The following is a 26232-nucleotide window of genomic DNA, read 5'->3' on the forward strand; positions in this document are numbered from 1 at the left end:
GGTTATGAAAAAGACGACTGCTATTTTGTTGGGAACGGCGTTACTGTTTACGACCAATGCTTTTGCTGCCCAACTGCTGACTAAAAACGAGTTCAAGAAAGTCGAGTCTCAGTATCAAAAAATCGGTACGGTAAGCACTTCAAATGAAGTATCGGTTGATGATGCAAAAAAAGAACTGATTGAGAAAGCCGATAAGCAAGGCGCGGATGTCCTGGTGCTCACCTCAGGGAACACCAACAATAAAATTCACGGTACGGCCAATATCTACAAGAAAAAATAACGTCACTGCAGCCACCCCGTGTTCGGGGTGGTTGCTCGCTTCCCCTGGTTAACTATACTGACGAGTTCATCGGCCTGAACTGGACGACAGAAATAGTAGCCCTGTAAGAAATCACACTCATTAAGCCGTAAATAATCCGCCTGATGTTGGGTTTCGACACCTTCTGCGATGATCCGCAGATGCATCTTTTTTGCAAGTTCAATCAGACTCTCCATGAGCCGAAGATCGCCATGCTCTCCGATCTGGCTGACAAACAGCCTGTCAATTTTGATGTACTCAGGATCCAGGGCGTGGATGTAGGCAAGATTTGAATACCCCGTTCCAAAATCGTCCAGCGCAATAGAAATAGGGGAGCGCCGTAATGCTGCAAACCACTCGCTTAATTGCGGCGTGACATGCAGCGGGTGCTTTTCGGTAATCTCAATTATCAGCTGCACGTGGCGGGTAGCAAGCTTTTGTAAAAGCGCCACGGTATCCGATTCAAAACGAGGATCGAGACAGTTCGAGGGACTCAGGTTGAGACTGATGTAAAGTCCCTCAGGAAAAAGATGGATCCGGTGCTGGAGATCGGTAATAACCTGCTGAATCAGATGATGCGTCAGCATAGCAATGAGGTTGTGCTTCTCCGCAAGGGGAATGAAGGTGTCCGGCGCGACGTTACCGTAAAGCGGGTGCTTCCATCTGGCGAGCACTTCAATACCTGCCATCAGCCCCGTCTGGCTGTCGTAGAAGGGCTGATAAACCGGCACGATTTGGTGCTGAGCAATGGCGTCAATTAGCGTTCTTGCCGTTACGTGATAAAAATACGGCGTCAGCAGGGATCGGATGCCTGAGAGCAATGTCGGGTGGCGTTTTATCGTTGTCATTCTCGTGTGTTCTTTAACGTACGGTAGCCCCGGAGGCTACCGTACGGCGGTCATCAGAATTTGACCCAGTCATCCTGGTCGTGGCTCGTGGGACGTTTTATCGCAACAACGGTGGTGCTGCTCGCGTTGTTTGGTCGGCGTTTTTCAGTGCGGGCGGCACTTTCCTTTGATACGCGGAAAATCGATACCACTTTTTCCAACTGTACGGCCTGATCCTCCAGCGAGCTGGCCGCAGCCGAAGACTCTTCCACCAGGGCGGCGTTCTGCTGGGTAGTGGTATCCATTTCAGCCATCGCCTGTGCAATCTGGGAAATACCGCGGCTCTGTTCTTCGGTAGCGGCAGCAATTTCATTCATGATGTCGCGTACCTGCGCGACAGATGTTTCGATTTTCGTCATCGCATCGCCGGCGCTTTCAACCAGACTAAATCCGGTGTCAACGTGCAACACGGACTCGTTAATCAGGTTTTCAATCTCCTTCGCCGACTGCGCGCTACGTTGGGCAAGCGTACGGACTTCCGCGGCGACCACGGCGAAACCTTTGCCCTGATCGCCCGCGCGGGCAGCTTCAACGGCGGCGTTCAGTGCCAGAATGTTGGTCTGGAAGGCAATGCTGTTAATCACGGTGGTAATCTCTGAAATACGGTGCGAGCTGCTGCGCACGTTTTTCATGGTATCGATCACCTGCAGTGAAATCTGGCTGCCTTCGGTGGCGTTTTGCGCGGCTTCGTCGGCTAACTGTCTGGCGTGAGAGGCGTTCTCCGCGTTCAACGCAACGGTAGAGGTCAACTCTTCCATGCTGGCAGCGGTTTCGACAACGGCTGCAGACTACTGCTCGGTTCGCGCCGACAGATCCATATTGCCAGCCGCAATTTCAGTTGAGGAACGAGCAACGCTCTCCACGCCATCGCGGACATCATTAATGATGTTCTTAAGATTGACGTTCATGGTGGCGACAGCCTGCATCAATAGTCCGGGCTCATCGCGGCGCGTACTGGTCAGCGTGCTGGTCAGGTCGCCGCTGGCGATCTGTTCTGCTACGCGCAGGGTCTCATTCAGCGGCCGGGTGATAGAAAGAGTAATACCCATTGCCATAAGGATACCGAGCGCGATCCCAATGGCAGCAACGACGGCCATTTGTATCTGTACGCTATCAACCGTATCGGCAACTTTTTTCTGTTGTAAATTAAACAGCGTCTGGATGGCCTGCGTCAGCATCATCGCCTTTCCGGTAAGGGTATCGGACAGGGTGGTCTGCAGCGTCCAGACGAGCTTATAATTCGGTAGCGCTTCGGCTACGTTATTCATCGTGTTGAGGCCAGACTGCAGCCACTTTTTTTGGTCTTCAGACGCAACGGTGAGCAGCTGCCCTGTGAAAGACCTCGCTGTCTCCAGACGCGTCAGGATCCCCTTGCTTAGCGCATCCGTAGGGTGCTGCTTATACAGGGTGACCTGCGAATCAATGTCGCTCATAATAAACGCGATCTGAGCGGCGATAAGCGAATGCTGGAGATCAAGGGTACCGCTTTGGCTTAGTTGTGACGCCCGTTCCGAGTTATCGCACAGCCCCTGGGTGTCCAGTTTTTGTTCGCTGAGTTTCTTTTCAGAAAGCGATTGGGTAAACGGGACCAGCGTGGCTACGTAGCTTGTTACCGCATTCGCCGTATCGTCGAGCGCTTTTTTCCCCTCCGGCGACCAGCTGAGCGTTTTCATTTCAGACACAATACTCTGCATGCGCTGGGTACCCGCATTGGTCTGGTCGAGATACTTTTGATCAAGCGTATATTGAAAATTGGTTCGCCCCAGGCGGACCTGTGACAGCGCGTTAAACAGGTCGGTTGTATGTCCGTTCTTTTCAACTTTATCCTGAATACTACTCAGGCCAAACAGCCCGGAACCCAGAATAATAATCGTCACGAGCAGGACGGTAAAAAAGCCAAAGAATAATTTCTTACTCACTTTTAAATCGGTAAAGCGGTTAATTATGCTCATATTGAATTCCAGCGTCAGCGAAAGCTAACTTACAGTGCTTTAAAACCATTAACGTAAAAGTTGTTTTGAAAATAAGAGAAAAAAAAGCCCCTCGCACGCCAGTGCTCAGGGCAAACACCTGAATTGACATCACTCACTCAGGGTATCTGTCTTCTCCTCTTTTTTAACGGAATGAGTCGGGAGTTCACTCATTCTGTAATAAACGGGGATTACATCCGGGTTATTAATGATGTAACCGCGCCCTTTAATATTGTGAATAAAGTCGTCGTTTAGGCCTAAAAGCTTCAATTTATTCTTGAGATTGTGCAGAACCTGCCATAATCGCTGTGTGGAAGGACTCAGGTTGTGTGCCTCCCAGATTTCTTCAAACAGTTCTTCTTTTGAAATAGGCTCTTTTCGGCCATTTATCATCAAATAAAGAAAAAGTCGCAGCATCGTTTCATTGAAATAGATTGACGCGAAAGCGATGCTGTTATCAGTAAGGCTACCAGTGAGTCGGTACAGCCTTCGATTGGCAATATCGAAATGAATGTCATCACCGATCATAAATCCGTATAGACGATAACCCATAACTAAAACCCATATAAATGAAGACGAACACGCATCACTACATATAAGCGCTGAGATAATCCATACCGTTTGTAGGGTGGATTATATGGCTGCTATCAATACTTTCCAATACACATCCCTGTGCGCTATAAGAAACCGGTTCAACATCACTCGCTCATGGTTTATTAGTCGATTTAAGTCATACATAAAGGATAAAACTCCAGTATTTCTTGTTTAACTTTCTTATTGTTCTAAATTTCTGTGATTGAACGGTGACTCAACATTAAACCGTGAATTTCAAGAAAATTTCAGTTTTTCACTCTGAATGTTCCGCACGACCTGAAGCCTCATGAAGGGGCATCTGGTGAAGGTCAGGTTAGGATTTTTCAATAAAAAAGAGGAGTGAAGTTAAATGATTTATACTGATTAAGCGGAGGTCGCAGCAGGGGGAAAAAAGGATGTGAAAGCGAGATTTGTTTATAAGCGATTGATAAATATTGATTAAAATCTTAATCAGACAAAGTCAACGGACGCGAAAACATAACAATGATGAATGCATTTTACTTTTGTCTTTTGGTCGCAGGCGCGCCATGAAGCCCGTTTTCCTGATCAATCACGTGGTGCTTTTCGAGCCGGACAAGCGTCAGCTTTGTCAACGGGGTAGTTACCCCGAACGCGCTGTTGTTTTGCATGGTCCCGTTAGTGAGTGTCTGCAACAGCTGCTTGAACACAACGGTGAGGTGCTGTCGCAGCGTTATCTCTTTGCTGCTGTCTGGGAAAAGCAAGGTGCGGTCGTCACGACTAATGCCCTTTATCAGACTATCGCGTCTATCCGTAAAGCGCTAAAGACGGCGGGGCTGACAGAAAATATCGTGCAGACTATTCCAAAAGAGGGGTTTAAGTCAGTTGCGCATATTCAGACGGGGTCACTCGACGATTTCATTACGCCCGCAGTCTTAGAGACTGTCTCGACGTTGCCCGAGGCACAGCGCACATCTCCACCTTCGGTTAATCACGGGCTTCATTTTTTCCGTGGTAAAATGGTGTGGGGCTTGGCCGGATTATTATTTATTGCTTCTTGCCTGGCTCTTATCCATGAAATTAACGCTCAGGGCACCGGACTTGAAGACTATCTTTCCATTGGCAACGTTAACGGCTGTGAAGTCTATTCGTCCTGGCATGATAAAACGAAAAGTGAGCGTATTTTTGCTGCCCTGGAAAAACGTTATCCCATTCACTGTCCTCCAGGGGGGACGGCTCTGATGACGCTAAATCATTTTCAGAATGGTATTTCAGTGCTCGTGTGCGACAGGCTACCCGACGCCGCCGGTGCGCGCTGTGATTCGATTATGTATCTGGAGCAATATCATGAAAATAGATAGCCAGACTGTGCGCTGGGGAATCGTTATCCTGGCTATTGCTGCGCCTATACTTTATGCCGCCCGGCTTCATTATCAGCGAAATAATTTTACCTGCGAGAGTCATTTAACGATAGTCGAGGGCGATTCGACGGTCGATTCTCTCATGTCTTTTTCATTTCAACATGGTTCAGGCGTCTACGACTCAACCGGTGAATATAGTCCGCCAGGACAGCCCACCGTTACCATCAGCAACAAGATTAACTTCAAATATTGGTATGAAGAAGGAAGGGTCATATTGGTTTCCGACGAAACGAATGCCTTGCCCAAAAAAGACGAACCCTTTCGCCATTATATTCCCGATTTTTTCTATTATCGCGACCGCGGTATCAGCCTTGGCATTGTTCAGGTGAACGCCTCCGGCTATCTGTTTAGCTTCGGAAATTCCCCTGCGTTTTACTGTTCGAAAAGCTGAAAGAGCATGCCTCCTTCTTCTTGAACCGTTTTCTCGCTTGAAGTTTACGCATGCTAATACTTGAATCATCAAGGATAATGCGTATAGTTCTCATTTGCATTGCTATCAATACATTCTAAGGCCCGACAACGGGTCATTTTTGCGCGCACTTTCAAATGAGTTAACGATGAACAACACCAACATACACAAAACGCTGCTGGCGCTCGCCGTTGGCGCGGTAACACATTCCGCCTTCGCGGCGGACGATCAAAAAGAAGATACCCTCGTCGTGCAGGCTAAGCCTGCCAGCGAGTTCAAACCCGGTGGCGATCGGCTGGTACCGGCCTTCCTCGACGGACAGGTGGCAAACGGCGGACGCATGGGGATGCTGGGCCAGCAGAACGCCATGGACGTACCGTTCAACATCATCAGCTACACCTCAAAGCTGGTGGAAGATCAGCAGGCGAAAACCATTGCTGACGTAGTCGCCAACGATGCGGGCGTGCAGTTCGTCCAGGGTTTCGGCAACAGCGCGGAAACCTACCGTATCCGTGGTCTGAAGTTCGACGGTGACGACATGACCTTTGGCGGTCTGTCCGGCGTGCTGCCGCGTCAGGTGGTGGATACGCAGATGGTTGAGCGCATTGAGATCTTCAAAGGGGCAAACGCCCTGATGAACGGCGCGGCGAGTTCCGGCGTGGGCGGGATGATCAACCTTGAGCCAAAACATGCGGGCGAACTCCCGCAGGCGAAAGTGGGCGTCGACTACACCTCAGATTCTCAAATTGGCACCACGCTGGATGCGGGCCGTCGCTACGGCGACAACGACCAGTTTGGCGCGCGGGTGAACCTGGTGCACCGCGAAGGGGAAACCGGCATACCGAACGATCGCCGCCGCACCACGCTGCTCTCTACCGGCCTGGATTACAACGGTGACCGCTTCCGCACCTCGCTGGATCTGGGCTATCAGAAGAAAACCTTCCACGGCAGCCCAACCAGCGTCAACATATCGGCGGTGGATTTCGTGCCCGAGCCGCCGAAAAACGATCGCAACTTCTCGCAGAAGTGGGCCTACAGCAATATCGAAAACGAGTTCGGGATGTGGCGCAGCGAGTACGACATCACCGACGGCTGGACCGCCTATACCGGGCTTGGCGCGCAGCACGCGCACGAGGAAGGGATCTACAGCGCGCCGAAGCTGGTGGATAAAAGCGGTAAGGCAACGGTCAGCCGCCTTGATACCAACCGCATCAGCGATTCCGTCAGCGGCATGGCGGGCATTCGCGGTAACTTTGATACCGGTTTTATCTCGCACAAGGTCAACGTTGGCTATTCGGCGATGACCAAAAACGAAAAAATCGCGTGGAAAATGTCGGCGACGAAGGATAACCCGACGACCAACATCTACCACAACACCGGGGTCGATATGCCGGACAGCAGCAACTTCAACGGATCTGGCGGAAAGTACAGCGACCCGCTGACCAGCGGACGCACCCGTACCCAGGGCTGGCTGTTGAGCGATACCCTGGGCGTGCTGGACGACAAACTGCTGTTTACCGCTGGCGCACGCCACCAGAAAGTGGTCATTCGCGGGTATAACAAAATTACCGGTGCGGAAAACGCGGCAGACGGCTTCGACGGCAGCCGCTGGATGCCAACCTACGGCGTGGTCTACAAGCCGTGGGAGGAAATCTCGCTCTATGCTAACCATACCGAAGCGCTGCAGCCGGGCAAAACCGCGCCTAATACCGCCACCAACTACGGCCAGAGCACTGGTATCGTTCACTCTAAGCAGAACGAAGTGGGCGTAAAGGCGGACTTTGGCCGCGTAGGCGGATCGCTTGCGCTGTTTGAAATCAAGATGCCGTCGGCGATCCTCGACAGCAACAATCACTACGGCCTGGATGCTGAACAGCGTAACCGTGGCGTGGAGCTGAACATTTTCGGCGAACCCATGCTCGGGATGCGCCTCAACGCCAGCGCCACCTGGCTGCAGGCCGAGCTGACCAAAACCAAAAATGGTGTCAATCAGGGTAACGATGCGATCGGTATTCCGAACTTTTACGCCGTATTGGGTGCAGAGTATGACATCAAGCCGATTGATGGCCTGACGGCGACCGCTCGCGTCAACCACTCCGGTGCGCAGTACGCTGACCTGGCAAACACCAAAAAGCTGGACAGCTACACTACGCTGGATCTGGGGATGCGCTATCGCTTCGCGGTGAACCACAATGCAAACCAGATGACGGTGCGCGCGGGCATCGACAACGTGACCAATGAAAACTACTGGGCCAGCGTGGACGATTCCGGTACCTACATCACGCAGGGCGAACCGCGTACCTTTAAGATCGCGGTTGGCTACGAATTCTAAGCGTTCCATCTCGTTATCCGGGGCAGGGATGCCCCAATCCCTTGCTACCTCCAGCATGAAGTGTTAAAACGTGCCCCTTCTAAAAAAGAGACAGGGGTAGGACGTGAAAGACGCGTCATCCGCTTCAGGCCATGGTAGCGCCGAAGCCTCGTCGGATCAGAATCCGACGCTGCAACGTGGTTTGCAAAATCGACATATTCAGTTAATTGCCCTTGGCGGCGCAATCGGTACCGGGCTCTTTCTCGGCATCGGCCCCGCTATTCAGATGGCGGGCCCGGCGGTGCTGCTGGGTTACGGTATCGCCGGGATTATCGCCTTCCTGATCATGCGCCAGCTCGGCGAGATGGTTGTCGAAGAGCCGGTGTCAGGCTCCTTCGCGCACTTTGCTTATAAATACTGGGGCCCGTTTGCCGGCTTCCTGTCCGGCTGGAACTACTGGGTGATGTTCGTGCTGGTGGGGATGGCGGAGCTGACCGCCGCAGGCATCTATATGCAGTACTGGCTGCCGGATGTCCCGACGTGGATCTGGGCGGCGGCCTTCTTCATCATTATTAACGCCGTTAACCTCGTCAACGTCCGCCTGTATGGCGAAACCGAGTTCTGGTTTGCGCTGATTAAGGTGCTGGCGATTATCGGCATGATCGGCTTTGGCCTGTGGCTGCTGTTCTCAGGCCACGGCGGCGAGCGCGCCACGATCGACAACCTGTGGCAGCACGGCGGCTTTCTCGCCACCGGCTGGAAAGGGCTGATCCTTTCCCTGGCGGTGATCATGTTCTCCTTCGGCGGACTGGAGCTGATTGGCATTACCGCCGCCGAAGCGCGCGACCCGCATAAAAGCATTCCAAAAGCGGTTAACCAGGTGGTGTACCGTATCCTGCTGTTCTACATCGGCTCGCTGGTGGTCTTGCTGGCGCTCTATCCGTGGGTGGAAGTGAAATCCGACAGCAGCCCGTTCGTGATGATTTTCCACGATCTGAACAGCAACGTGGTCGCCTCTGCGCTGAACTTCGTCATTCTGGTGGCGTCGCTGTCGGTCTATAACAGCGGCGTTTACTCCAACAGCCGTATGCTGTTTGGCCTCTCCGTTCAGGGCAACGCACCGCGCTTCTTAACCCGCGTCAGCCGTCGCGGCGTGCCGGTGAACTCCTTGTTACTGTCAGGTGCCATCACGTCGCTGGTGGTGCTGATCAACTACCTGCTGCCGAAAGAGGCCTTTGGCCTGCTGATGGCGCTGGTAGTCGCTACGCTGTTGCTGAACTGGATCATGATCTGCCTGGCGCACCTGCGATTCCGCGCCGCGATGCGCCGCAAGGGGCGCGAAACGCAGTTCAAAGCGCTGCTTTACCCGGCGGGGAACTACCTCTGTATCGCTTTCCTGGGGCTGATTCTGGTACTGATGTGCACCATGGATGAGATGCGCCTCTCGGCGATGCTGCTGCCGGTGTGGGTGGTGTTCCTGTTTATTGCTTTTAAGCTCTCGCGCAAAAAGTAGCGCCGTTTTCTCCCTCTCCCTGTGGGAGAGGGGCGGGGTGAGGGCTCCAGAGCGCACCTGCCTTTTCGCCCGGTGGCGCTTCGCTTACCGGGCCTACAAAAAGATTATTTGGCGACAACACCCGATAGGGCGCGAATATCATTCCCCGTCGGCGACTGGTGAATACGCAGACCAAATTCATCCACCACCGCGAAAATATGGTCGAAGATGTCGGCCTGAATCTCCTCATATTCTGCCCAGACCACGGTATTGGTGAAGGCATATATTTCAATCGGCAAGCCATTCGCGTCAGGCGCTAGCTGGCGCACCATCAGCGTCATATCTTTGCGAATGCGCGGGTGGTTGCGCAGATATTCGTTCAGGTAGGCGCGGAAGGTGCCGATATTGGTCATCTTGCGCAGGTTTAATACCGATTCCCCTTCACCGTTCTGCTGATTCCACAGGTTAATTTCCTCATGACGTGCGGCCAGATAAGGCTTCAGCAGTTTCGCCTGAATGAGCTTCTGCTGTTCCTGCTCGTCGAGGAAATGAATACTGGTGGTATCAATGTTCAGGCTGCGCTTAATGCGTCGCCCGCCGGAGGCCGACATGCCGCTCCAGTTGATAAAGGCATCGGAGACCAGCGCCCACGTCGGAATGGTCGTAATCGTATTATCGAAATTGCGCACTTTCACGGTGGTCAGGCCGATGTCCGTCACCGTACCGTTGGCACCGTATTTCGGCATCTCCAGCCAGTCGCCAAGCTTGAGCATGTCGTTGGCAGAAAGCTGAATACCCGCTACAAGTCCGAGTATCGGGTCTTTAAACACCAGCATCAGGACGGCGGCCATGGCACCCAGACCGCTGATCAGAATCGCCGGGGACTGGCCAATCAGCAGGGAGATAATCAGTATCCCCACCAGGATGGCGCTCACCAGCTTGATGCCCTGGAAGATCCCTTTCAGCGGCAACTGTGACGCGGTAGCCATTTTCTGCGACAGATTGAAAATCACATCCAGCAGTGAGAAGAAGGAGAGCAGGGCATACACCATCACCCACAGCTTCGCGCAGGTGGTGAGTATTTCCGCTGCTTCGCTGCCCTTTTGCAGCCACAGTACCGCCTGGACGTTGACAATTATCCCCTGCAGGGTAAAGGCCAGACGGTGAAATAATTTATTCTGGGTGATGATCTGCAGCCATAAATGGCTGCTGGCCTGCGCGCGCTTTTCGAATGCGCGAAGTACCCCTTTGTGCAGAATAAAATGAACGATGATGGCGGTAAGAAAAATAATCCCAAAGATAATCACTAAAGAGGTGGTGTGATTAATTTCAATGCCTAACTCTTCAACCTGAGCAATCAATTCCTGCATAACGTCTCCTGTATTTTTGCAGCCCCATAATGGCGGCTGCGGATCTATTATGCAAATTCACGAACTTATTTGGCGGTCTGGCAGACCTTTACCACCGGCAGGCACAGGCGATGGCGGATGCGCAGCGTCGCCAGAGCCAGCACCACCATCATGGCTGTTTCCACCATGAGGAAGACGTTAACCGCCTGGGTGTAATCCCCGTGATGGTTTTGAAGCGCGTGCAGCAAAATGGCGCCAAAAATGGCCGGGCCAAGACCCAGTGCGGCCTGCTGCAGGGTGCTTAAAATAGCGCTCGCGGCTCCCGCGTCGTCAGGCTGAATGTCGCGCATCCCGATGCGGTAGAAACTGTTCACGATCAGCGCCTGCCCGTAGCCCACCAGTCCGGTCGCGGGTGCCAGCGTCAGGGTGGTATTCTCCATGCCCCAAACGCGGAACGTGGCGATCAGCGTCAGCAGGCCGGTAATCTGGATCGCCAGACCCGTCAGCAGGATGGTGCTGGTGCTGTAGCGGGCAATCAGCCGAGGTGCGAACCACGCCGAAACAAAGTAGGTCACGCCCAGGGCGATAAAACTGTTCCCGGATTGCCACGGCGCCATCCCCAGACCGGTTTGCATGGTCAGGGCCATACAGAACATAAACCCGGACCAGACGCTGAAAAAAAGCATCGCAATCAGAATGCCAAAGCGCACGCTGCGAAGCGCAAGCAGGCGCGGCGGGATCAACGGGTGGGCATTCTCACGCTCTTTTTTGCGCGCATTCAGCGCCATCAGCCATGCCAGCGGGACAAGGGCGAGCAGCATCGCCTTCAGCGGCCAGGACCAGTGCCACTGCGGGCCGAGCGCCATCGGGAACAGCAGGCAGCAAAGCATGATGGCCAGCAACACGGTACCCGGCCAGTCGATGCGTGACGGCGTCTCGCGACGGGTTTCCGGTACGAAGCGGCGGCTCAGCGCCAGCACCACCAGACAAATCGGCACGTTGATAAAGAAGGCGTTACGCCAGCCCAGCCCGGCGATATCCGCCGATACCAGCCAGCCGCCGCCCATCTGCCCGACGATAAACGCAATCCCGCCGATGCCGCCGAACAGGCTGATGGCTTTAGCATGCGCCGTACCTTTGAGCGTCACGTGCAGCGTGGCAAGAATTTGCGGCATGATCAGTGCGGCACCCGCGCCCTGAACGATGCGCGCGGCGAGCAGCTGTTCAATGTTCCCCGCTATGCCGCAGAGCAGCGAGGCCAGGCCAAAGCTCGCCACACCCCAAATGAACAGACGGCGACGGCCAAAATTATCCCCCAGCTTGCTGCCGAGCGCGAGGCAGACGGCAAAGGCCACGCCGTAGAGCGCGACGATGAGCTCCAGTTCGGTGGCGGTAGCGTGCAGTGAATGGGTAATGGCGTCCAGCGCCACGTTGGTGATTGAGGTATCAATCATCGGCAGCATCTGGCCGGTTAACAGCAATATCAGGCCAGCGCGACCCGGTGAAACAACTGACGTATTCATGGTAACTCCATTGCGTCATTCAACAGATGGTCGTAGCATCTACCATCAGATAAACGGGTACCAGTTCTTGCTTATACTGGTACTGGCACTACCATGCAGGGGGATTTATGGCGCTGATGTCTGAACCTGTCGTCTCACTTCAGGATGACACCCGAAAACAGCTCGGGGCATTTTTACGCGCCCGGCGTGAAAGCCTCGATCCGCAGCGTCTCGGCTTGCCGCGCAGCGGTCGTCGCCGCACGCCGGGTCTGCGCCGGGAAGAGGTGGCGATGCTCGCTGACGTGGGCGTGACCTGGTACACCTGGCTTGAGCAGGGCAGGGACGTCAATCCGTCCAGCGCGGTGATGGCGGCCGTGGCAAAAGCGCTACAATGCACCCCGACCGAGGCCCGGCACCTGTTTGTGTTAGCGGGTTTGCCGCCGGGTGAAGCACCACAGGCGGTCTGCTGTGAAGGCATCAGCGAAGGCACCCGACGCCTGCTGGATACGCTGATGCCGAAACCCGCGAGCATTCAAAAACCGAACTTCGATATCGTGGCGTGGAACGACAGCTTCGGGCATCTGATGGGCGTCGATTTCAATGACATCCCTCCCGAAGATCGCAACTGTATTTATCTGTTCCTCACGCATCCGGCGTGGCGCGCGCGCCTCGGCAGACGCGACGACGTGCTGCCCATCTTTGTCTCCTATTTCCGGGCGGCAATGGCCGAACACCGGGGTGACCCGCTGTGGGAGGCCAAACTGGCTCGCTTCTTCGCGGTGTCCGAAGAGTTCAAAACCCTGTGGCACCAGCGCAACGACGTGCGCGGCGTGGAGAACCAGCTCAAACTGTTTACCCATCCCGAGCTGGGGGATTTTACGCTACAGCAGATGTACTGGTATTCCGCGCCGCGAAACGGATCGCGGCTGCTGGTGTATCTGCCGGTGGATGAAGCGGGAGAGCGGGCAATGGAGTGGCTGGCGGCGCAGGGAAAGTAAGTTTTTTGCGAGGGGCTTTCATGTAATCAAAGCGGATCCGGTTCTGTCTGTTAAAAACGGATAAGGTGGGACACGAAAAGCTAAATTAGCCTTTAATGCAAATTGCCTTATATGCTAATATTCTCAGGGATGAAATATCGTGTTCAGACTTATCGTTCATGAGGCGGTAAGGGAAGAGATTCTCTCACTGCCTGCTGGGGTGCAGGCGAAGCTGATTCGACAGCTTGATAAATTACGCACCAATCCGACAGTACTGAGAGAACCTGACAGCAAACCCTTACCCTATGGTTTGTTTGAAATCAGAACCGTCGGGCTGATCCACACTCGTGGGATCTACGTTTATCAGCGGGAAAAGACAATTTTTCTGCTGCGGGTATTTATCAAGAAAACGCAAAAAACACCCTCTGCTGAACTCCGTCTGGCATTGAAACGACAACAGGAGATGTTGGATGAGCAAAAAGATTATTGACTGGGATGAGCTCAGAGCGGAACTGTTAAGCAATTCAGAAGTGCAGGCTTCTTTTGATGCAGAAGAGCGCAAGGAACGCCTGCGAGAGATGCTGGCGCAATGGCGAGACCATGCTGGCCTGACGCGCGCGCAGGTGGCTGAGCGGATGGGCGTCAGCGCACCCACGGTATCCAGAATGGAAGCGAATATTACCCGGGCAAGCCTTGATACGTTAACGCGTTATGCGCTGGTGTGTGGGATTAAACACCCGCAGATTACGCTTTATTGAAACAGGCACGCCGGAACCCAGCGTGCCAGGAGGGATTAGCACTCGGTCACAATCGTGCTCAGCGGCAGGCGAGATTTCGGCAGCGTGGCGTTGAAATCTTCCACGCTGTGATGCCCAACCGGCACCACTACCAGGCTGGTGAAGCCTTTCTCTTTCAGGCCAAACTCTTCGTCGAGGATCGCGGCGTCGAAACCTTCGATCGGTACCGCGTCCAGGCCCATAGCGCCCACGCCCAGCAGGAAGTTAAACCTGCTTCGCCATCCACTGGTCGTCATCTTTCAGATCCACGCGGTGCATGTCGGCGAAATAGGTGCGGCCCTTATGGTTCGCGGCTTTGGCTTCCGGGGTGTTGAAGCGACCGTCGGCTTCTTCCTGATCGACAACATGCTCCAGCCAGGCATCATCCATCGCGGTTTTCGCGCAGAACACCACCACGTGAGAGGCATCCAGCATTTTGCGTTCGTTGAACACATAGGTGCCTGCCGCGGATTTCGCCACGCGCGCTTTTCCTTCCTCGGTGCTGGCCACAATGAAGTGCCACGGCTGGGAGTTGGTGCTGGACGGGCTGTACTGCAGCAGGGTTTTGATTTTTTCCGCTTCTTCAGCGGTCAGTTTTTTGCTTGCGTCGAACGCCTTGGTGGAGTGGCGTTTCAGCGCAACAGAAATGATATCCATAACAACTCCTGATGATGAAATTCGCCCGCGTGCGGGCGCGAAAGATGAGCAGATTACAGCGGGACGGGGAAAAAGATAAGGGCAATTCGAGCGTTTAATCTGTTCGTCTCAGACGAACAATCAGACCGGGCGGATCCACTTCTGGTCTTTTTTCGGCAGTTTATCTACCACCAGATGCCAGGAATCATTGATGAGATCGGTAACCAGTTCCGGCGTCACGTCGTCCGTACCGTAAAGGGAAATCCAGTGCTTTTTGTTGAGGTGATAGCCCGGTTCAACGCCGCGATAAATCTGCTGATTTAACAGCGATTTCTCCGGGTCTGACTTCAGGCTGACGTGCGGCCGCCCGTGTGCGACGGCCACAATCATGAAAATTTTTCCACCCACTTTAAACACGTCAAACTCCGGCCCAAACGGCCAGCAGTGTTCGGTGAACGGCAGTTCAAGCGCCACGCGTTTTGCATGCTCCTGCAACGTTTTACTGTCCATCGCTCTCTTCCTGGGCAAGCCCGCGCCACATCACCTCAAAGCCGAGCGCTTTAAACTCAACAGCGCGGGACGGATCGCGGGTGGCAAATTCCATCGTACTTTCGGCCAGCGATAAGAAAAGCGCATCGCCAAATGTTTTAAATTCATCAGACATAAACACCTGACGCACCGAACGGCGGCAGAGTTCATGCAGCTCCGGAAACATCTCTTTCACCGCCTGTTCCGTTTCGACGCTCAGCTTTTCACTGACGCCAATCTGGCGGATCGCCGCATGCGCAACGGGGTTACGAATACCCCAGTCCACATAGCTGTTCCAGATATTGCGGGTATGTTCTTTAGGCAGCGTGATGGTGCGATCGAGGTTTGCCAGCATGGTCTGGCAGAGATCCTGCTTCAGATGCAGATAGAGGGCATTCAGCAGATCGTCTTTCGTAGCAAAGTAGCGGAACAGGGTGCCTTCGGCGACGCCCGCCTTACGGGCAATAAGCGCCGTTGAAGCGGCAATGCCTGACTGTGCAAACGCCGCCGTTGCGGCGTCCAGTAAGGCCTGTTTTTTATCTTCACTCTTCGGACGTGCCACTAAATTTTTCCTCCTGTCAATTATAAAAACCCTGATTGAAACACGTGCTTTGACACGCTGCAACGCGGAATGTCAAAGATCGAAAACGTCTTGACGACTTTATCATCATATCTATAATGAGTGCTTACTCACTCATAATCAAGTTTACCCTGCGCACGCTATCGGATGGGGCGCGTTTTCGGGTCAGGATATGAAAAAACCTCTCTTCATCTGCGTGGTGTTTATCATGATTATTGCTTCAGCCGCGAGTTTACCGTTTGTTCTGAATGCCGGATTCGGCCAGCCGCCGCAGGGTGAACGGCTCACCGAAGTGGAGGCCTCCCCACAGTATCGCGAGGGGAAATTCCACAATACGCTGCCGACGCCGGGATATAACGGTGACAAAAATATGCTGGTCGCGATGTGGGAGTTTCTGACTAAAAAAACTGAAAACGCCCGCCCGGCCCAGCCGCTGCCGCTGGTGAAAACCGATCTTGCGAGCCTGCCGCTGGAGCAGGACACCCTGGTGTGGCTCGGTCACTCTTCGTGGTATCTGCAGCTCGCAGGCAAACGCATCCTGATTGACCCGGTGCTTGGCAACTATGCCGCGCCGTTTTCGTTCCTCAATAAGGCCTTTGCCGGCGAGTATCCGTGGCGTGCTGAACGCATGCCGGCGATCGACCTGCTGATTATCTCGCACGATCACTACGATCATCTGGATTACGCCACTATCAAGGCGCTACTGCCGAAGGTGAAGCGGGTGGTGACGCCGCTGGGCGTGGGATCCCACCTGCGCTACTGGGGGATGAAGCCCGAGATTATTGACGAGCGCGACTGGAACCAGTCGGTACGCATCAGCGATGAATTGACGGTGCACGTTCTGCCAGCGCGTCACTTCTCCGGTCGCGGCATCAAACGCGATCGCACCCTGTGGGGCAGCTTCATGTTCGTCACGCCAGAGCAGAAGGTTTACTACAGCGGAGATTCCGGTTACGGCCCGCACTTCAGGGCCATCGGTGAACAGTTTGGCGAAGTGGACGTCGCCATCATGGAAAACGGCCAGTACGACCAGGACTGGAAGTACATCCACATGCTGCCGGAGGAAACGGCGCAGGCCTCGGCGGATCTGAACGCGAAAGCCGTGGTGCCCGGGCATAACGGACGCTTCGTGCTGGCGAAACACGCCTGGAACGATCCGCTGATCCAGCTGGCAAAAGCCAGCAAGGATAAAAATTATCGGTTGCTGACGCCGGAACTGGGCGAGCCCGTCCGGGTAAGCGACAGCGCACAAACCTTTCGTGCGTGGTGGGAATAATGTTTAAGCGAGAAGCAGAGGGGGACAGCAGTATGACCATTTCCGCTCAAGTCATCGACACTATCGTCGAATGGATCGACGACAATCTGCACCAGCCATTACGAATAGAAGAGATTGCCCGCCATGCGGGTTACTCGAAATGGCACCTGCAGCGGCTGTTTATGCAGTACAAAGGGGAGAGTCTGGGGCGTTATATTCGTGAACGTAAGCTGCTGCTGGCGGCGCGCGATCTGCGAGAATCCGACGCCCGGGTGTACGACATCTGCCTGCGTTACGGGTTTGACTCGCAGCAGACGTTTACCCGTATCTTCACCCGTACGTTCAACCAGCCGCCGGGTGCGTACCGTAAAGAGAACCATAGCCAGACACATTAACCTGTCGCGTGTAGGCCGGGTAAGGCGTAGCCGCCACCCGGCTTTTTTATGGGCTCAGGACGCGAGTGAAAACCAGCGTCGCCAGACGAAACGCAGCACGAAGAACTCAATCGCCCCGAGCAGTAAAAACCACACGCAGAACAGAATGGTATAGAGCTGGTTAAGATCGACCATGTGAAAGGTCTGAACCAGCTTCTGCGCCAGCACCAGCCCAAGCGAAGGCGCCGGGAGCAGCAGGCACGAAAGCAGGGCCAGTAATAAAATGCCGCCTGCGGTGAGCAGCGATTCTAGCGGGTGTTTCATCGTAATGTTAATCGTCAGTTAAAAATGTCATTGTCCGGCATTCTGTAACGTAAAGCAATATCAGCCCCGCTGACCTTTTTGAATAAAACAAAGACATTATTACTGCGCACAAATAACAACATACGACCCGGCGTTTATATTAATATCGCGTTATGTAAATAAACGTCCGCATCAGGAAAATAATTTTACAAATGTATAGGTGCTATAACCAATTAACGTGGCAATAACAATGGCCGCGATAACGTATAACACCAGTCTGCGCCCGCGATAAATACCCCACATGGTTCCCCCTCGTTTAGTTTTGGTTTAGAAATATTTTGTAAAAATCAGATCATCGAAATAGTTTTAATCAGTTTTGAATAACCGAGAAGTCATTATATTGCGGTAGATCAATTTTACCCGCAAGACTTTAAAATGAATTTATTTAAGCCCGAAAGGAATTCAGGCTTCTGTTCACCGGAAATTGAAGGAAAAATACGATGACTGAAAAAAAAGTGATTCCGAACGTGCCGCCTTCCGGCGGGCTGGCATACCAGCAGACCGTAGAGCAGGTGCTTGCACACGCGCAGAGCCAGGCCAGCGGTCTGGACCGTGCAGAGGCGCAGGCGCGTCTGCAAAAAACAGGGCCGAACGCGCTGCCGGAGAAAAAAGGCAAACCCGCCTGGCTGCGTTTCCTGGCCCATTTTAATGATGTGCTGATTTATGTCCTGCTGGCCGCCGCCGTATTAACGGCAGTAATGGGCCACTGGGTTGATACGCTGGTTATTTTGGGCGTGGCGGTAATCAATGCCTTAATTGGTCATATTCAGGAAAGTAACGCGGAAAAATCCCTGAAGAGTATTCGTAATATGCTTGCCAGCGAGGCGCGCGTTATTCGTAACGGCAACCATGAAACAATCCCCACAACTGAAATAGTCCCGGGCGATATTATTGTATTACGCGCGGGGGATCGTATTCCGGCGGATATGCGTTTAATTGAAGCGCATAATTTACGTGTGGAAGAGGCGATTCTGACCGGTGAATCCACCGTGGTGGATAAACACGTTAATCCTCTGAGCGGCGAATTACCGCTGGGCGATCGCACCAATATGGTCTTCTCCGGGACGACCGTCAGCGCGGGCGGCGGCATCGGTGTGGTCACCGCGACCGGTCAGGATACTGAACTCGGCCACATCAACCAGATGATGGCGGGTATCGAGAAGCACCGTACGCCGCTGCTGGTGCAGATGGACAAGCTGGGTAAAGCGATCTTCGCCATTATCCTTGCAATGATGGCCGCGCTGTTTGTCTTCAGCCTGGTGTTCCGCGAGATCCCGATGGGCGAGCTGCTGCTCTCCCTGATTAGCCTGGCGGTGGCCTCCGTACCAGAAGGTCTGCCGGCAATTATCTCCATCATCCTCTCCCTTGGCGTGCAGGCGATGGCGCGCAAGCGGGCGATTATCCGCAAGTTGCCGACGGTTGAAACGCTCGGCGCGATGACCGTGGTCTGCTCGGATAAAACCGGTACCCTGACCATGAACGAGATGACTGTCAAAGCCATCATCACCGCCGACGCCTGCTACCGCGTGGACGGCAACAGCTACGAGCCGGTGGGTAACATCTACCTGGAAGGCAGCGACGAGCCGGTGCAGATCCAGCCGGGCACCGTGATGGAGCAGTACCTGCGCACCATCGACCTGTGTAACGACAGCCAGCTGATTCAGGACGATCGCGGGCTGTGGGGCATCACCGGCGGCCCAACCGAGGGCGCGCTGAAGGTGCTGGCGGCGAAAGCCAGCCTTGAGCCGGTGATGACCACGCTGGTTAACAAGATCCCGTTCGACTCGCAGTACAAGTACATGAGCACCCACTACCAGATTGGCGGTGAGGAGCAGATCCTGATCACCGGCGCGCCGGACGTCATTTTCGCCCTCTGTGCGCAGCAGCAGACCCGTCACGGTGCAGAAGCCTTCAACCGCACGTACTGGGAAAGTGAGATGGAGCGCTATGCGCGTCAGGGGCTGCGCATGGTCGCCGCGGCGTTCAAACCAGCGAACGGCGAGCAGGAACTGACGCACGATGACCTGAGCCACGGTCTGATCTTCCTCGGCATCGCCGGGATGATGGATCCGCCGCGCCCGGAAGCCATTGACGCGATTAACGCCTGCCAGCAGGCGGGGATCCGCGTGAAGATGATCACCGGCGATCACCCGCAGACGGCAATGAGCATCGGGCAGATGCTGGGGATCAGCAACAGCGAGCAGGCGGTCACCGGCTATGAGCTGGAGAAGATGGACGACGCCGAGCTGGCGGACGCGGCGGTGAAGTATGACATCTTCGCCCGTACCAGCCCGGAGCATAAGCTGCGCCTGGTGAAAGCGCTGCAGGACAAAGGCGAAATCGTCGGCATGACCGGCGACGGCGTGAACGATGCCCCGGCGCTGCGTCAGGCGGACGTGGGTATTGCGATGGGCATTAAGGGCACGGAAGTGACCAAAGAGGCGGCGGACATGGTCCTGACGGACGATAACTTCGCCACCATCGCCAGCGCGGTGAAAGAGGGGCGTCGCGTTTACGACAACCTGAAGAAGACCATCCTGTTCATCATGCCGACCAACCTGGCGCAGGGGCTGCTGATTGTGATTGCGCTGCTGGCGGGGAACATCATTCCGCTGACGCCGGTGCTGATTCTGTGGATGAACATGGCCACCTCCGCCACGCTCTCCTTCGGCCTGGCCTTTGAGGCCGCCGAGCGCAACATCATGCGCCGTCCGCCGCGTCAGACCGGGCAGCACGTGATGGACGCCTACGCCGTCTGGCGCGTGGCCTTCGTCGGCACCATGATTGCCATCGCCGCCTTTGCGCTGGAAGCCTGGCTGGCTCCGCGCGGCCACAGCGCGGAGTTTATCCGCACCGTGCTGCTGCAGATGCTGGTCTGCGCCCAGTGGGTATACATGATTAACTGCCGCAACACCGAAGGGTTCTCCCTCAACCGCGGTCTGCTGGCGAACAAAGGGATCTGGCTGGTGACGGGCGTGCTGTTCCTGCTCCAGGCGGCGATTATCTACCTGCCGTTTATGCAGATGCTGTTCGGTACCGAAGCCCTGCCGCTGCGTTACTGGTTTGTGACCCTGGCCGTTGCAGGCGTGATGTTCTTCGTCGTCGAAATCGAGAAGCGACTGACCCGCAGGTTCCGTAAGGCTGCATAACGAAAACCTTACCCCTCACCCTAACCCTCTCCCCACAGGGGAGAGGGGACCGCCCGGTTTTCTCCCTCGCCCCTTTTGGGAGAGGGCCGGGGTGAGGGGAGACAACGCTGAGGTACTCCCATGAAATTCCCGGTCCTGTTCGCGCTCCTCGCCTGCACCCTGCAACCCGCATTCGCCGCCATCCCCGTTCGCGTCGCCACTGTGGGGCAAACCGCCCACGCCGCCGAGCGCCAGATCCCGGGCCGCATCGAAGCCATTCACACCGTTGAGCTACGGGCGCGCACGGAAGGCGCGATTGCCAAAATCCACTTCCGCGACGGGCAGTACGTGAAAAAAGGCGACGTGCTGTTTGAACTGGACGACGCCGAGCCGCGCGCCGCCCTGCGCCTGGCGCAGGCCGAAGTGAAAAGCGCCGAAGCCACGCTGCGCCAGGCGCAGCAGCAGCTTTCCCGCTTTGAAAGTCTCGGCAGCAGCAACGCCATCAGCCGTCACGACGTGGACAACGCCCGCATGCAGCGCGACGTCGCCAGTGCCGCTCTCGAGCAGGCGAAGGCCCGGCTCGAAGCCCGCAACGTCACCCTGAGCTACACCCGTATCACCTCGCCGATTGACGGCCGCGTGGGGCACAGCAGCTTCCATGTGGGTAGCCTGGTCAACCCGGCGAGCGGCGTTTTAGTGGAGGTGGTGCAGCTTGACCCGATCCGCATCGCCTTTGCGCTGGAAGAGGGGGCGTTTGCCGCCAAAGCCGGACAGCATGCGGATATCAACGCCATGAAGCGTGCCTGGCAGGCGCTGATCGACAGCAACGGCCAGCGCGTCAGCGGCGAGCTGACGTCAGTGGATAACCGCGTTGACCCGCGTACCGCCAGCGTGATGCTGCGCGCCGAGTTTGCCAATCCGCGCCATCAGTTGCTGCCCGGCGGCAATGTGAACGTGTTTTTGCGCCCGGCAAGCGAACAGCCGGTGCTGACCCTGCCTGCCGCCGCGGTCCAGCAGAACGGCGACGGCTACTTTGCCTGGGTCGTTAATGCCGACGGCAACGCCGAAATGCGCCCGCTGAACGTGGCTGGTCAGATTAGCCAGCAGTTCCAGATCACCTCTGGCGTGAAGCCCGGTGAGCGAGCGATCACTGACGGTGCGCAGCGCGTGCAGCCCGGCGCTGCTCTCCAGATACTGAATTAAGGAGCCATCATGCTGACGTTTTTCATCAAACGCCCGCGCTTCGCGATGGTGATTGCGCTGGTCATGACCCTGCTGGGGGCCATTGCGCTGAGGATTATCCCGGTGGAGCAGTACCCGCAGATCACGCCGCCGGTGGTGAACGTCTCTGCCAGCTGGCCGGGTGCCAGCTCCGCTGACGTGGCGGAGGCCATCGCCACGCCGCTGGAGACGCAGCTGAACGGCGTGGACCATATGCTTTACATGGAGTCCACCAGTTCGGACGAAGGCACTTACAGCCTGAACATTACCTTTGCGGCGGGCACCGATCCGGATCTCGCGGCCATCGACGTGCAAAACCGCGTGGCGCAGGCCGTGGCGCAGCTGCCGACCGAGGCGCAGCAAAACGGCGTGCAGGTGCGCAAGCGGGCCACCAACCTGATGATGGGGGTAAGTCTTTACTCACCGAACAACACCCACACGCCGTTGTTCGTCAGCAATTACGCCAGCACCCAGGTGCGCGAGGCGCTGTCGCGTCTGCCCGGCGTAGGGCAGGTGCAGATGTTCGGCGCGCGCGACTACAGCATGCGCATCTGGCTGCGCCCGGACCGCATGAACGCCCTGAACGTCACCACCGATGACGTGGCGCAGGCGCTGCGTGAGCAGAACGTACAGGGCGCGGCGGGTCAGGTGGGCACGCCGCCGGTGTTTAACGGCCAGCAGCAGACCCTGACCATCAACGGGCTGGGGCGCTTAAGCCAGGCCGAAGAGTTTGCCGACATCATCATCCGCGCCGGGGAGATGGGCCAGCTGGTGCGCCTGAAGGAGATCGCCACCATCGAGCTCGGCTCGCGCAGCTACAGCTCCGGCGCGCAGCTGAACGGCCACGACTCCGCCTATTTGGGCATCTACCCGACGCCGTCCGCCAACGCCCTGCGCGTGGCCGATGCGGTACGCGCGGAGCTGGAACGCCTCTCAACGCGCTTCCCGGACGACCTGGTTTATGAGGTGAAATTCGACACCACCTCTTTTGTGGCCGCCACCATTAAAGAGATCGGCGTCTCGCTGGCGCTGACGATGCTGGCGGTAGTGGTGGTCGTTTCCCTGTTCCTGCAGAGCTGGCGCGCGACGCTGATTGTCGCCCTCGCCATCCCGGTGTCGCTGGTGGGCACCTTTGCGGTGCTCTACACGCTCGGCTACTCCGCCAACACGCTCAGCCTGTTTGCCATTATTCTGGCGCTGACCATGGTGGTGGATGACGCCATCGTGGTGGTGGAGAGCGTCGAAACGCTGATGGCGGAAGGACAGAGCCGCACGGCGGCAACCGCGCTGGCGCTGCGCCAGATTGCCGGGCCGGTGATCGCGACGACGCTGGTGCTGCTGGCGGTATTTGTGCCGGTGGCGCTGCTGCCGGGGATTGTCGGCGAACTCTACCGCCAGTTCGCGGTGACGCTCTCCACCGCCGTGACGCTCTCAAGCCTGGTGGCGCTGACCCTGACGCCCGCGCTGTGCGCGATGTTGCTGCGTCCGCGTCCGGAGAAACCGGCGGCCATTTATCGCGCCTTCAACCGCGGGCTGGATGCCACGCGCGGTTTCTACACCCGCCTCGTGCATGTCTTAAACCTGCGTCCGTGGCTGGCGCTGCTGGCCACCGCAGGCGCGGCGGCAGTCGTGCTGTTCAGCTTTATGTCGATGCCAAAAGGCTTCCTGCCGCAGGAGGACCAGGGCTACTTCTTCGCCAGCGTTCAGTTGCCGGAAGCGGCTTCGCTGGAGCGCACCGAAGCGGTGATGACCACCGCGCGGGAGCTGATCGCCCAAAATCCGGCGGTGGAGGACGTCATTCAGGTCTCCGGATTTAACATCCTCAACGGCACCAGCGCCTCCAACGGCGGGTTTATCTCCATCATGCTGAAGGACTGGAGCGCGCGTCCGCCGCTGGAGGAGGTGATGGGCACCCTGCAGCGCCAGCTGCTGGCCCTGCCGGAAGCGACCATCATGACCTTCGCGCCGCCGACGCTGCCGGGGCTGGGCAACGCCTCCGGCTTTGACCTGCGCATCCAGGCCCAGGCGGGGCAGAGCCCGGCGGAGCTGGAGCGCGTCACCCGTGAGGTGCTGGCGAAAGCCAACCAGCACCCGCAGCTGAGCCGTGTGTTCACCACCTGGAGCAGCAACGTGCCGCAGCTGACGCTGACCGTTGACCGCGAGCGCGCCGCCCGTCTTGACGTGCCGGTGTCGCGCATCTTCAGCAGCCTGCAAACCGCCTTTGGCGGCACGCGCGCCGGGGATTTCAGCATCAACAACCGCGTCTACCACGTGGTGATGCAGAACGAGATGCAGTGGCGCGAGCGCGCAGAGCAGATCAGCGAGCTGTTCGTGCGCAGCAACAGCGGCGAGCGGGTGCGCCTGAGCAACCTCGTCACCATCACGCCAACCGTCGGCGCGCCGTTCCTGCAGCAGTACAACCAGTTCCCGTCCGTGTCGGTGAGCGGCTCGGCAGCGGCTGGGGTGAGCAGCAGCACCGCGATGGCGGCGATGGGCGAGATCCTGGCGGCAAGCCTGCCGGCCGGCTACGACTACGCCTGGAGCGGTATGTCGTACCAGGAGCAGCAGACCGGCAATCAGGCGATCTGGATCGTGCTGGCGGCGGTGGTGATGGCGTGGCTGTTCCTCGTCGCCCAGTACGAGAGCTGGACGCTCCCGGCAAGCGTGATGCTCTCGGTGCTGTTTGCCATTGGCGGGGCGCTGGTCTGGCTGTGGATGGCCGGATACGCCAACGACGTGTACGTGCAGATTGGTCTGGTATTGCTGATCGCGTTAGCGGCCAAGAACGCGATTCTTATCGTCGAGTTCGCCCGCGCGCGGCGTATGGACGGAATGGCGATTGTCGATGCCGCGCGAGAAGGGGCCTCGCGCCGCTTCCGCGCGGTGATGATGACCGCTGTGTCGTTCATTATCGGCGTTCTGCCGATGATGCTGGCGACCGGCGCAGGCGCCCAGAGCCGCCGCATCATCGGCACCACGGTCTTCAGCGGCATGCTGGTAGCGACCGTGGTGGGGATTCTGTTCATCCCCGCGCTGTTCGTGCTGTTCCAGCGCCTGCGGGAGTGGGGCCACGGCCTTACGGACTCGTCGCCCACAGCTCGCAGTGCTTCTGGACCAGAGAAATCAGCGAGCCGCCGTCGGCGATAAAGTCGCGCATGCGCTGCGCCTCGCTCTTGCCCTGCTTTAACAGCAGGGCAATTTCATTGATTGCGCTTGTGGCACCGAGCTTATCGGCCGACGGCGCCACCTGCTCCAGCAGCCAGGCGATGTCCTCCGCCACGGTTCGTTGCTCGCCGGTATGCACATCCGTCAGGATCCCCTCCAGTCCGTAGCGACACGCCTGAAAACGGTTAAAACGGTAGAGCAGAAAATCCCGTTCCTGATGCTTATACGGTCGCGTGGTCAGCAGCCAGTGTGACGTGGCCTGAATCAGCCCGGCGATGTTAATCGCGTGGCCGAGCGTCAGCGGCGTATCCATCACCCGCACCTCAACGGTGCCAAAATGCGGGCTGGGGCGAATATCCCAGTGCAGATCTTTGATGCTGTCGATCATGCTGGTGGCGCTCAGGCGGCGGAACAGCCCTTCAAACTCCTGCCAGCTATTGACCCACGGCATCTGTCCGTTATCCGGGAACCCGGAGAAGATATTGAGCCGCGACGAGGAGAACTTTGTGTCGGTGCCCTGCATGTACGGCGAGGCGGCCGCCAGGGCAATAAAGTGCGGTACAAAGCGCGACAGGCCGTGCAGGAGGTAAATGGCGTCATCCCCGGTCCGGCAGCCGACGTGAACGTGCTGACCGAACACCGTCGCCTGCAAAATCAGATAGCCAAAGCGCTCCAGCGTGACGTTATAGCGCTCGTCGTCGCACACCTCCTGGCGCTGCCACTTCTGGAACGGGTGCGTCCCGCCGCCGCAGATCTGAATGTGCTGCTCCGCCGCCGCGCGCAGGATGCTCTGCTGCATCACCGAGAACTGCGCCGCCGCCTGATCGATGGTCTGACACACGCCGGTGGCGATTTCAAGCATGCTTTCGGTGATGTCGTGTTTGACTTCACCGCCTTTGATGTCGTCTTTGACGGCGGCGATAAGCGCGGAGGAGTCCTGGCTGAGATCGTACCCCGGCGGGTTAACCACCTGCAGTTCGAGCTCGATGCCAAGGGTGAACGGTTCAGAGGATTTAAAATCGGGTAAAGGCATGGCGC

General features: G+C 56.5%; 23 protein-coding genes and 1 pseudogene. 13 read left to right on the forward strand and 11 right to left on the reverse strand.

Annotated features, from left to right (window positions below; all coding sequences use genetic code 11):
* Positions 1-4 precede the first annotated feature (4 nt).
* Positions 5-280: a DUF1471 family periplasmic protein YahO gene (yahO, locus tag KGP25_RS05860; protein WP_021241596.1), complete on the forward strand. Its 276-nt coding sequence runs from the start codon at positions 5-7 to the stop codon at positions 278-280.
* 2 nt (positions 281-282) lie between these two features.
* Here yahO and KGP25_RS05865 read toward each other — a convergent pair whose 3' ends face one another.
* The 4 genes from KGP25_RS05865 to KGP25_RS05880 all read right to left on the reverse strand — a co-directional run bounded on the left by KGP25_RS05865 (position 283) and on the right by KGP25_RS05880 (position 3707).
* Positions 283-1146: an EAL domain-containing protein gene (locus KGP25_RS05865; protein WP_223540097.1), complete on the reverse strand. Its 864-nt coding sequence runs from the start codon at positions 1144-1146 to the stop codon at positions 283-285.
* 53 nt (positions 1147-1199) lie between these two features.
* Positions 1200-1943, reverse strand: a complete 744-nt coding sequence (locus KGP25_RS05870; RefSeq protein WP_223540098.1) for a methyl-accepting chemotaxis protein — start codon at positions 1941-1943, stop codon at positions 1200-1202.
* Between the two features lie 30 nt (positions 1944-1973).
* Positions 1974-3137, reverse strand: a complete 1164-nt coding sequence (locus KGP25_RS05875) for a methyl-accepting chemotaxis protein (RefSeq protein ID WP_223540099.1) — start codon at positions 3135-3137, stop codon at positions 1974-1976.
* A 129-nt stretch (positions 3138-3266) separates the two neighbouring features.
* Positions 3267-3707, reverse strand: a complete 441-nt coding sequence (locus KGP25_RS05880) for a winged helix-turn-helix domain-containing protein (RefSeq protein ID WP_045416609.1) — start codon at positions 3705-3707, stop codon at positions 3267-3269.
* A 569-nt stretch (positions 3708-4276) separates the two neighbouring features.
* Between KGP25_RS05880 and KGP25_RS05885 the strand changes: the two genes are divergently transcribed.
* From KGP25_RS05885 to pheP, 4 genes are all read left to right on the forward strand, one after another.
* Positions 4277-5068: a winged helix-turn-helix domain-containing protein gene (locus KGP25_RS05885; RefSeq protein ID WP_048225983.1), complete on the forward strand. Its 792-nt coding sequence runs from the start codon at positions 4277-4279 to the stop codon at positions 5066-5068.
* The gene (locus KGP25_RS05890) at positions 5055-5519 is read left to right on the forward strand and encodes a hypothetical protein (RefSeq protein WP_048026892.1); all 465 of its coding nucleotides are present in this window, start codon (positions 5055-5057) and stop codon (positions 5517-5519) included. Before KGP25_RS05885 ends, KGP25_RS05890 begins: the two co-directional genes overlap by 14 nt.
* Positions 5520-5685: 166 nt before the next feature.
* Complete coding sequence (locus KGP25_RS05895; RefSeq protein WP_063621050.1) at positions 5686-7869, forward strand: TonB-dependent siderophore receptor; 2184 nt, start codon at positions 5686-5688, stop codon at positions 7867-7869.
* A 103-nt stretch (positions 7870-7972) separates the two neighbouring features.
* Positions 7973-9361 carry a phenylalanine transporter gene (pheP, locus tag KGP25_RS05900; protein ID WP_045909674.1) on the forward strand — a complete coding sequence of 463 codons (1389 nt, stop codon included), beginning with the start codon at positions 7973-7975 and terminating at the stop codon, positions 9359-9361.
* A 104-nt stretch (positions 9362-9465) separates the two neighbouring features.
* Here pheP and KGP25_RS05905 read toward each other — a convergent pair whose 3' ends face one another.
* Complete coding sequence (locus KGP25_RS05905) at positions 9466-10710, reverse strand: mechanosensitive ion channel family protein (protein WP_223540100.1); 1245 nt, start codon at positions 10708-10710, stop codon at positions 9466-9468.
* Positions 10711-10775: 65 nt separating this feature from the next.
* Positions 10776-12212 carry an MFS transporter gene (locus KGP25_RS05910; protein ID WP_223540101.1) on the reverse strand — a complete coding sequence of 479 codons (1437 nt, stop codon included), beginning with the start codon at positions 12210-12212 and terminating at the stop codon, positions 10776-10778.
* A 107-nt stretch (positions 12213-12319) separates the two neighbouring features.
* Here KGP25_RS05910 and KGP25_RS05915 point away from each other — a divergent pair, with 107 nt between their 5' ends.
* From KGP25_RS05915 to KGP25_RS05925, 3 genes are all read left to right on the forward strand, one after another.
* Positions 12320-13189, forward strand: a complete 870-nt coding sequence (locus tag KGP25_RS05915) for a helix-turn-helix transcriptional regulator (protein ID WP_045909671.1) — start codon at positions 12320-12322, stop codon at positions 13187-13189.
* Between the two features lie 139 nt (positions 13190-13328).
* A complete protein-coding gene (locus tag KGP25_RS05920; RefSeq protein ID WP_048026897.1) occupies positions 13329-13658 on the forward strand; it encodes a type II toxin-antitoxin system RelE/ParE family toxin in 330 nt (109 codons plus the stop codon).
* Positions 13639-13926: a helix-turn-helix transcriptional regulator gene (locus KGP25_RS05925; protein ID WP_045909670.1), complete on the forward strand. Its 288-nt coding sequence runs from the start codon at positions 13639-13641 to the stop codon at positions 13924-13926. Before KGP25_RS05920 ends, KGP25_RS05925 begins: the two co-directional genes overlap by 20 nt.
* A 35-nt stretch (positions 13927-13961) precedes the next feature.
* Here KGP25_RS05925 and nfsB read toward each other — a convergent pair.
* The 3 genes and pseudogenes from nfsB to KGP25_RS05940 all read right to left on the reverse strand — a co-directional run bounded on the left by nfsB (position 13962) and on the right by KGP25_RS05940 (position 15670).
* Positions 13962-14601, reverse strand: a pseudogene (nfsB, locus tag KGP25_RS05930) (oxygen-insensitive NAD(P)H nitroreductase).
* 120 nt (positions 14602-14721) lie between these two features.
* The gene (locus tag KGP25_RS05935; RefSeq protein WP_023293103.1) at positions 14722-15090 is read right to left on the reverse strand and encodes an MmcQ/YjbR family DNA-binding protein; all 369 of its coding nucleotides are present in this window, start codon (positions 15088-15090) and stop codon (positions 14722-14724) included.
* Entirely contained in the window at positions 15080-15670 is a 591-nt protein-coding gene (locus KGP25_RS05940; protein WP_048026898.1) for a TetR/AcrR family transcriptional regulator, read from the reverse strand. Before KGP25_RS05940 ends, KGP25_RS05935 begins: the two co-directional genes overlap by 11 nt.
* Before the next feature lie 190 nt (positions 15671-15860).
* Between KGP25_RS05940 and KGP25_RS05945 the strand changes: the two genes are divergently transcribed.
* Both KGP25_RS05945 and KGP25_RS05950 read left to right on the forward strand, forming a co-directional pair.
* Complete coding sequence (locus KGP25_RS05945; protein WP_223540102.1) at positions 15861-16964, forward strand: MBL fold metallo-hydrolase; 1104 nt, start codon at positions 15861-15863, stop codon at positions 16962-16964.
* A gap of 32 nt (positions 16965-16996) precedes the next feature.
* On the forward strand, positions 16997-17338 hold the full coding sequence (locus tag KGP25_RS05950; protein ID WP_010428317.1) for a RamA family antibiotic efflux transcriptional regulator: 342 nt from the start codon (positions 16997-16999) through the stop codon (positions 17336-17338).
* Positions 17339-17392: 54 nt separating this feature from the next.
* On the opposite strand, the gene KGP25_RS05955 is transcribed toward KGP25_RS05950, so the two are convergent.
* On the reverse strand, positions 17393-17641 hold the full coding sequence (locus tag KGP25_RS05955) for a DUF1158 domain-containing protein (RefSeq protein WP_013097677.1): 249 nt from the start codon (positions 17639-17641) through the stop codon (positions 17393-17395).
* Between the two features lie 479 nt (positions 17642-18120).
* On the opposite strand from KGP25_RS05955, the gene KGP25_RS05960 reads away from it, so the two are divergent.
* The 3 genes from KGP25_RS05960 (at position 18121) to KGP25_RS05970 (ending at position 25176) form a co-directional block, all read left to right on the forward strand.
* Complete coding sequence (locus KGP25_RS05960) at positions 18121-20829, forward strand: cation-transporting P-type ATPase (protein ID WP_223540103.1); 2709 nt, start codon at positions 18121-18123, stop codon at positions 20827-20829.
* Between the two features lie 120 nt (positions 20830-20949).
* Entirely contained in the window at positions 20950-22011 is a 1062-nt protein-coding gene (locus KGP25_RS05965; RefSeq protein WP_223540104.1) for an efflux RND transporter periplasmic adaptor subunit, read from the forward strand.
* A 9-nt stretch (positions 22012-22020) separates the two neighbouring features.
* On the forward strand, positions 22021-25176 hold the full coding sequence (locus KGP25_RS05970) for an efflux RND transporter permease subunit (protein ID WP_223540105.1): 3156 nt from the start codon (positions 22021-22023) through the stop codon (positions 25174-25176).
* Here KGP25_RS05970 and KGP25_RS05975 read toward each other — a convergent pair.
* Positions 25106-26227, reverse strand: coding sequence for a YbdK family carboxylate-amine ligase (locus tag KGP25_RS05975; RefSeq protein WP_048226000.1), 1122 nt, complete (start codon positions 26225-26227; stop codon positions 25106-25108). The genes KGP25_RS05970 and KGP25_RS05975 overlap by 71 nt on opposite strands.
* Between the last annotated feature and the right edge of the window lie 5 nt (positions 26228-26232).

This window comes from Enterobacter sp. JBIWA003 (genome assembly GCF_019968825.1).
Classification (GTDB): domain Bacteria; phylum Pseudomonadota; class Gammaproteobacteria; order Enterobacterales; family Enterobacteriaceae; genus Enterobacter; species Enterobacter quasiroggenkampii.

What these genes read in the sequence shown, in the direction of transcription:
- yahO (WP_021241596.1), top strand. Translation starts at nt 5, where the DNA reads ATGAAAAAGACGACTGCTATTTTGTTGGGAACGGCGTTACTGTTTACG.
- KGP25_RS05975 (WP_048226000.1), bottom strand. Translation starts at nt 26,227, where the DNA reads ATGCCTTTACCCGATTTTAAATCCTCTGAACCGTTCACCCTTGGCATC.
- KGP25_RS05925 (WP_045909670.1), top strand. Translation starts at nt 13,639, where the DNA reads ATGAGCAAAAAGATTATTGACTGGGATGAGCTCAGAGCGGAACTGTTA.
- KGP25_RS05955 (WP_013097677.1), bottom strand. Translation starts at nt 17,641, where the DNA reads ATGAAACACCCGCTAGAATCGCTGCTCACCGCAGGCGGCATTTTATTA.
- KGP25_RS05885 (WP_048225983.1), top strand. Translation starts at nt 4,277, where the DNA reads ATGAAGCCCGTTTTCCTGATCAATCACGTGGTGCTTTTCGAGCCGGAC.
- KGP25_RS05945 (WP_223540102.1), top strand. Translation starts at nt 15,861, where the DNA reads ATGAAAAAACCTCTCTTCATCTGCGTGGTGTTTATCATGATTATTGCT.
- KGP25_RS05950 (WP_010428317.1), top strand. Translation starts at nt 16,997, where the DNA reads ATGACCATTTCCGCTCAAGTCATCGACACTATCGTCGAATGGATCGAC.
- KGP25_RS05935 (WP_023293103.1), bottom strand. Translation starts at nt 15,090, where the DNA reads ATGGACAGTAAAACGTTGCAGGAGCATGCAAAACGCGTGGCGCTTGAA.
- KGP25_RS05915 (WP_045909671.1), top strand. Translation starts at nt 12,320, where the DNA reads ATGGCGCTGATGTCTGAACCTGTCGTCTCACTTCAGGATGACACCCGA.
- KGP25_RS05970 (WP_223540105.1), top strand. Translation starts at nt 22,021, where the DNA reads ATGCTGACGTTTTTCATCAAACGCCCGCGCTTCGCGATGGTGATTGCG.
- KGP25_RS05905 (WP_223540100.1), bottom strand. Translation starts at nt 10,710, where the DNA reads ATGCAGGAATTGATTGCTCAGGTTGAAGAGTTAGGCATTGAAATTAAT.
- KGP25_RS05880 (WP_045416609.1), bottom strand. Translation starts at nt 3,707, where the DNA reads ATGGGTTATCGTCTATACGGATTTATGATCGGTGATGACATTCATTTC.
- KGP25_RS05895 (WP_063621050.1), top strand. Translation starts at nt 5,686, where the DNA reads ATGAACAACACCAACATACACAAAACGCTGCTGGCGCTCGCCGTTGGC.
- KGP25_RS05960 (WP_223540103.1), top strand. Translation starts at nt 18,121, where the DNA reads ATGACTGAAAAAAAAGTGATTCCGAACGTGCCGCCTTCCGGCGGGCTG.
- KGP25_RS05865 (WP_223540097.1), bottom strand. Translation starts at nt 1,146, where the DNA reads ATGACAACGATAAAACGCCACCCGACATTGCTCTCAGGCATCCGATCC.
- KGP25_RS05875 (WP_223540099.1), bottom strand. Translation starts at nt 3,137, where the DNA reads ATGAGCATAATTAACCGCTTTACCGATTTAAAAGTGAGTAAGAAATTA.
- KGP25_RS05870 (WP_223540098.1), bottom strand. Translation starts at nt 1,943, where the DNA reads ATGGAAGAGTTGACCTCTACCGTTGCGTTGAACGCGGAGAACGCCTCT.
- KGP25_RS05910 (WP_223540101.1), bottom strand. Translation starts at nt 12,212, where the DNA reads ATGAATACGTCAGTTGTTTCACCGGGTCGCGCTGGCCTGATATTGCTG.
- KGP25_RS05890 (WP_048026892.1), top strand. Translation starts at nt 5,055, where the DNA reads ATGAAAATAGATAGCCAGACTGTGCGCTGGGGAATCGTTATCCTGGCT.
- KGP25_RS05965 (WP_223540104.1), top strand. Translation starts at nt 20,950, where the DNA reads ATGAAATTCCCGGTCCTGTTCGCGCTCCTCGCCTGCACCCTGCAACCC.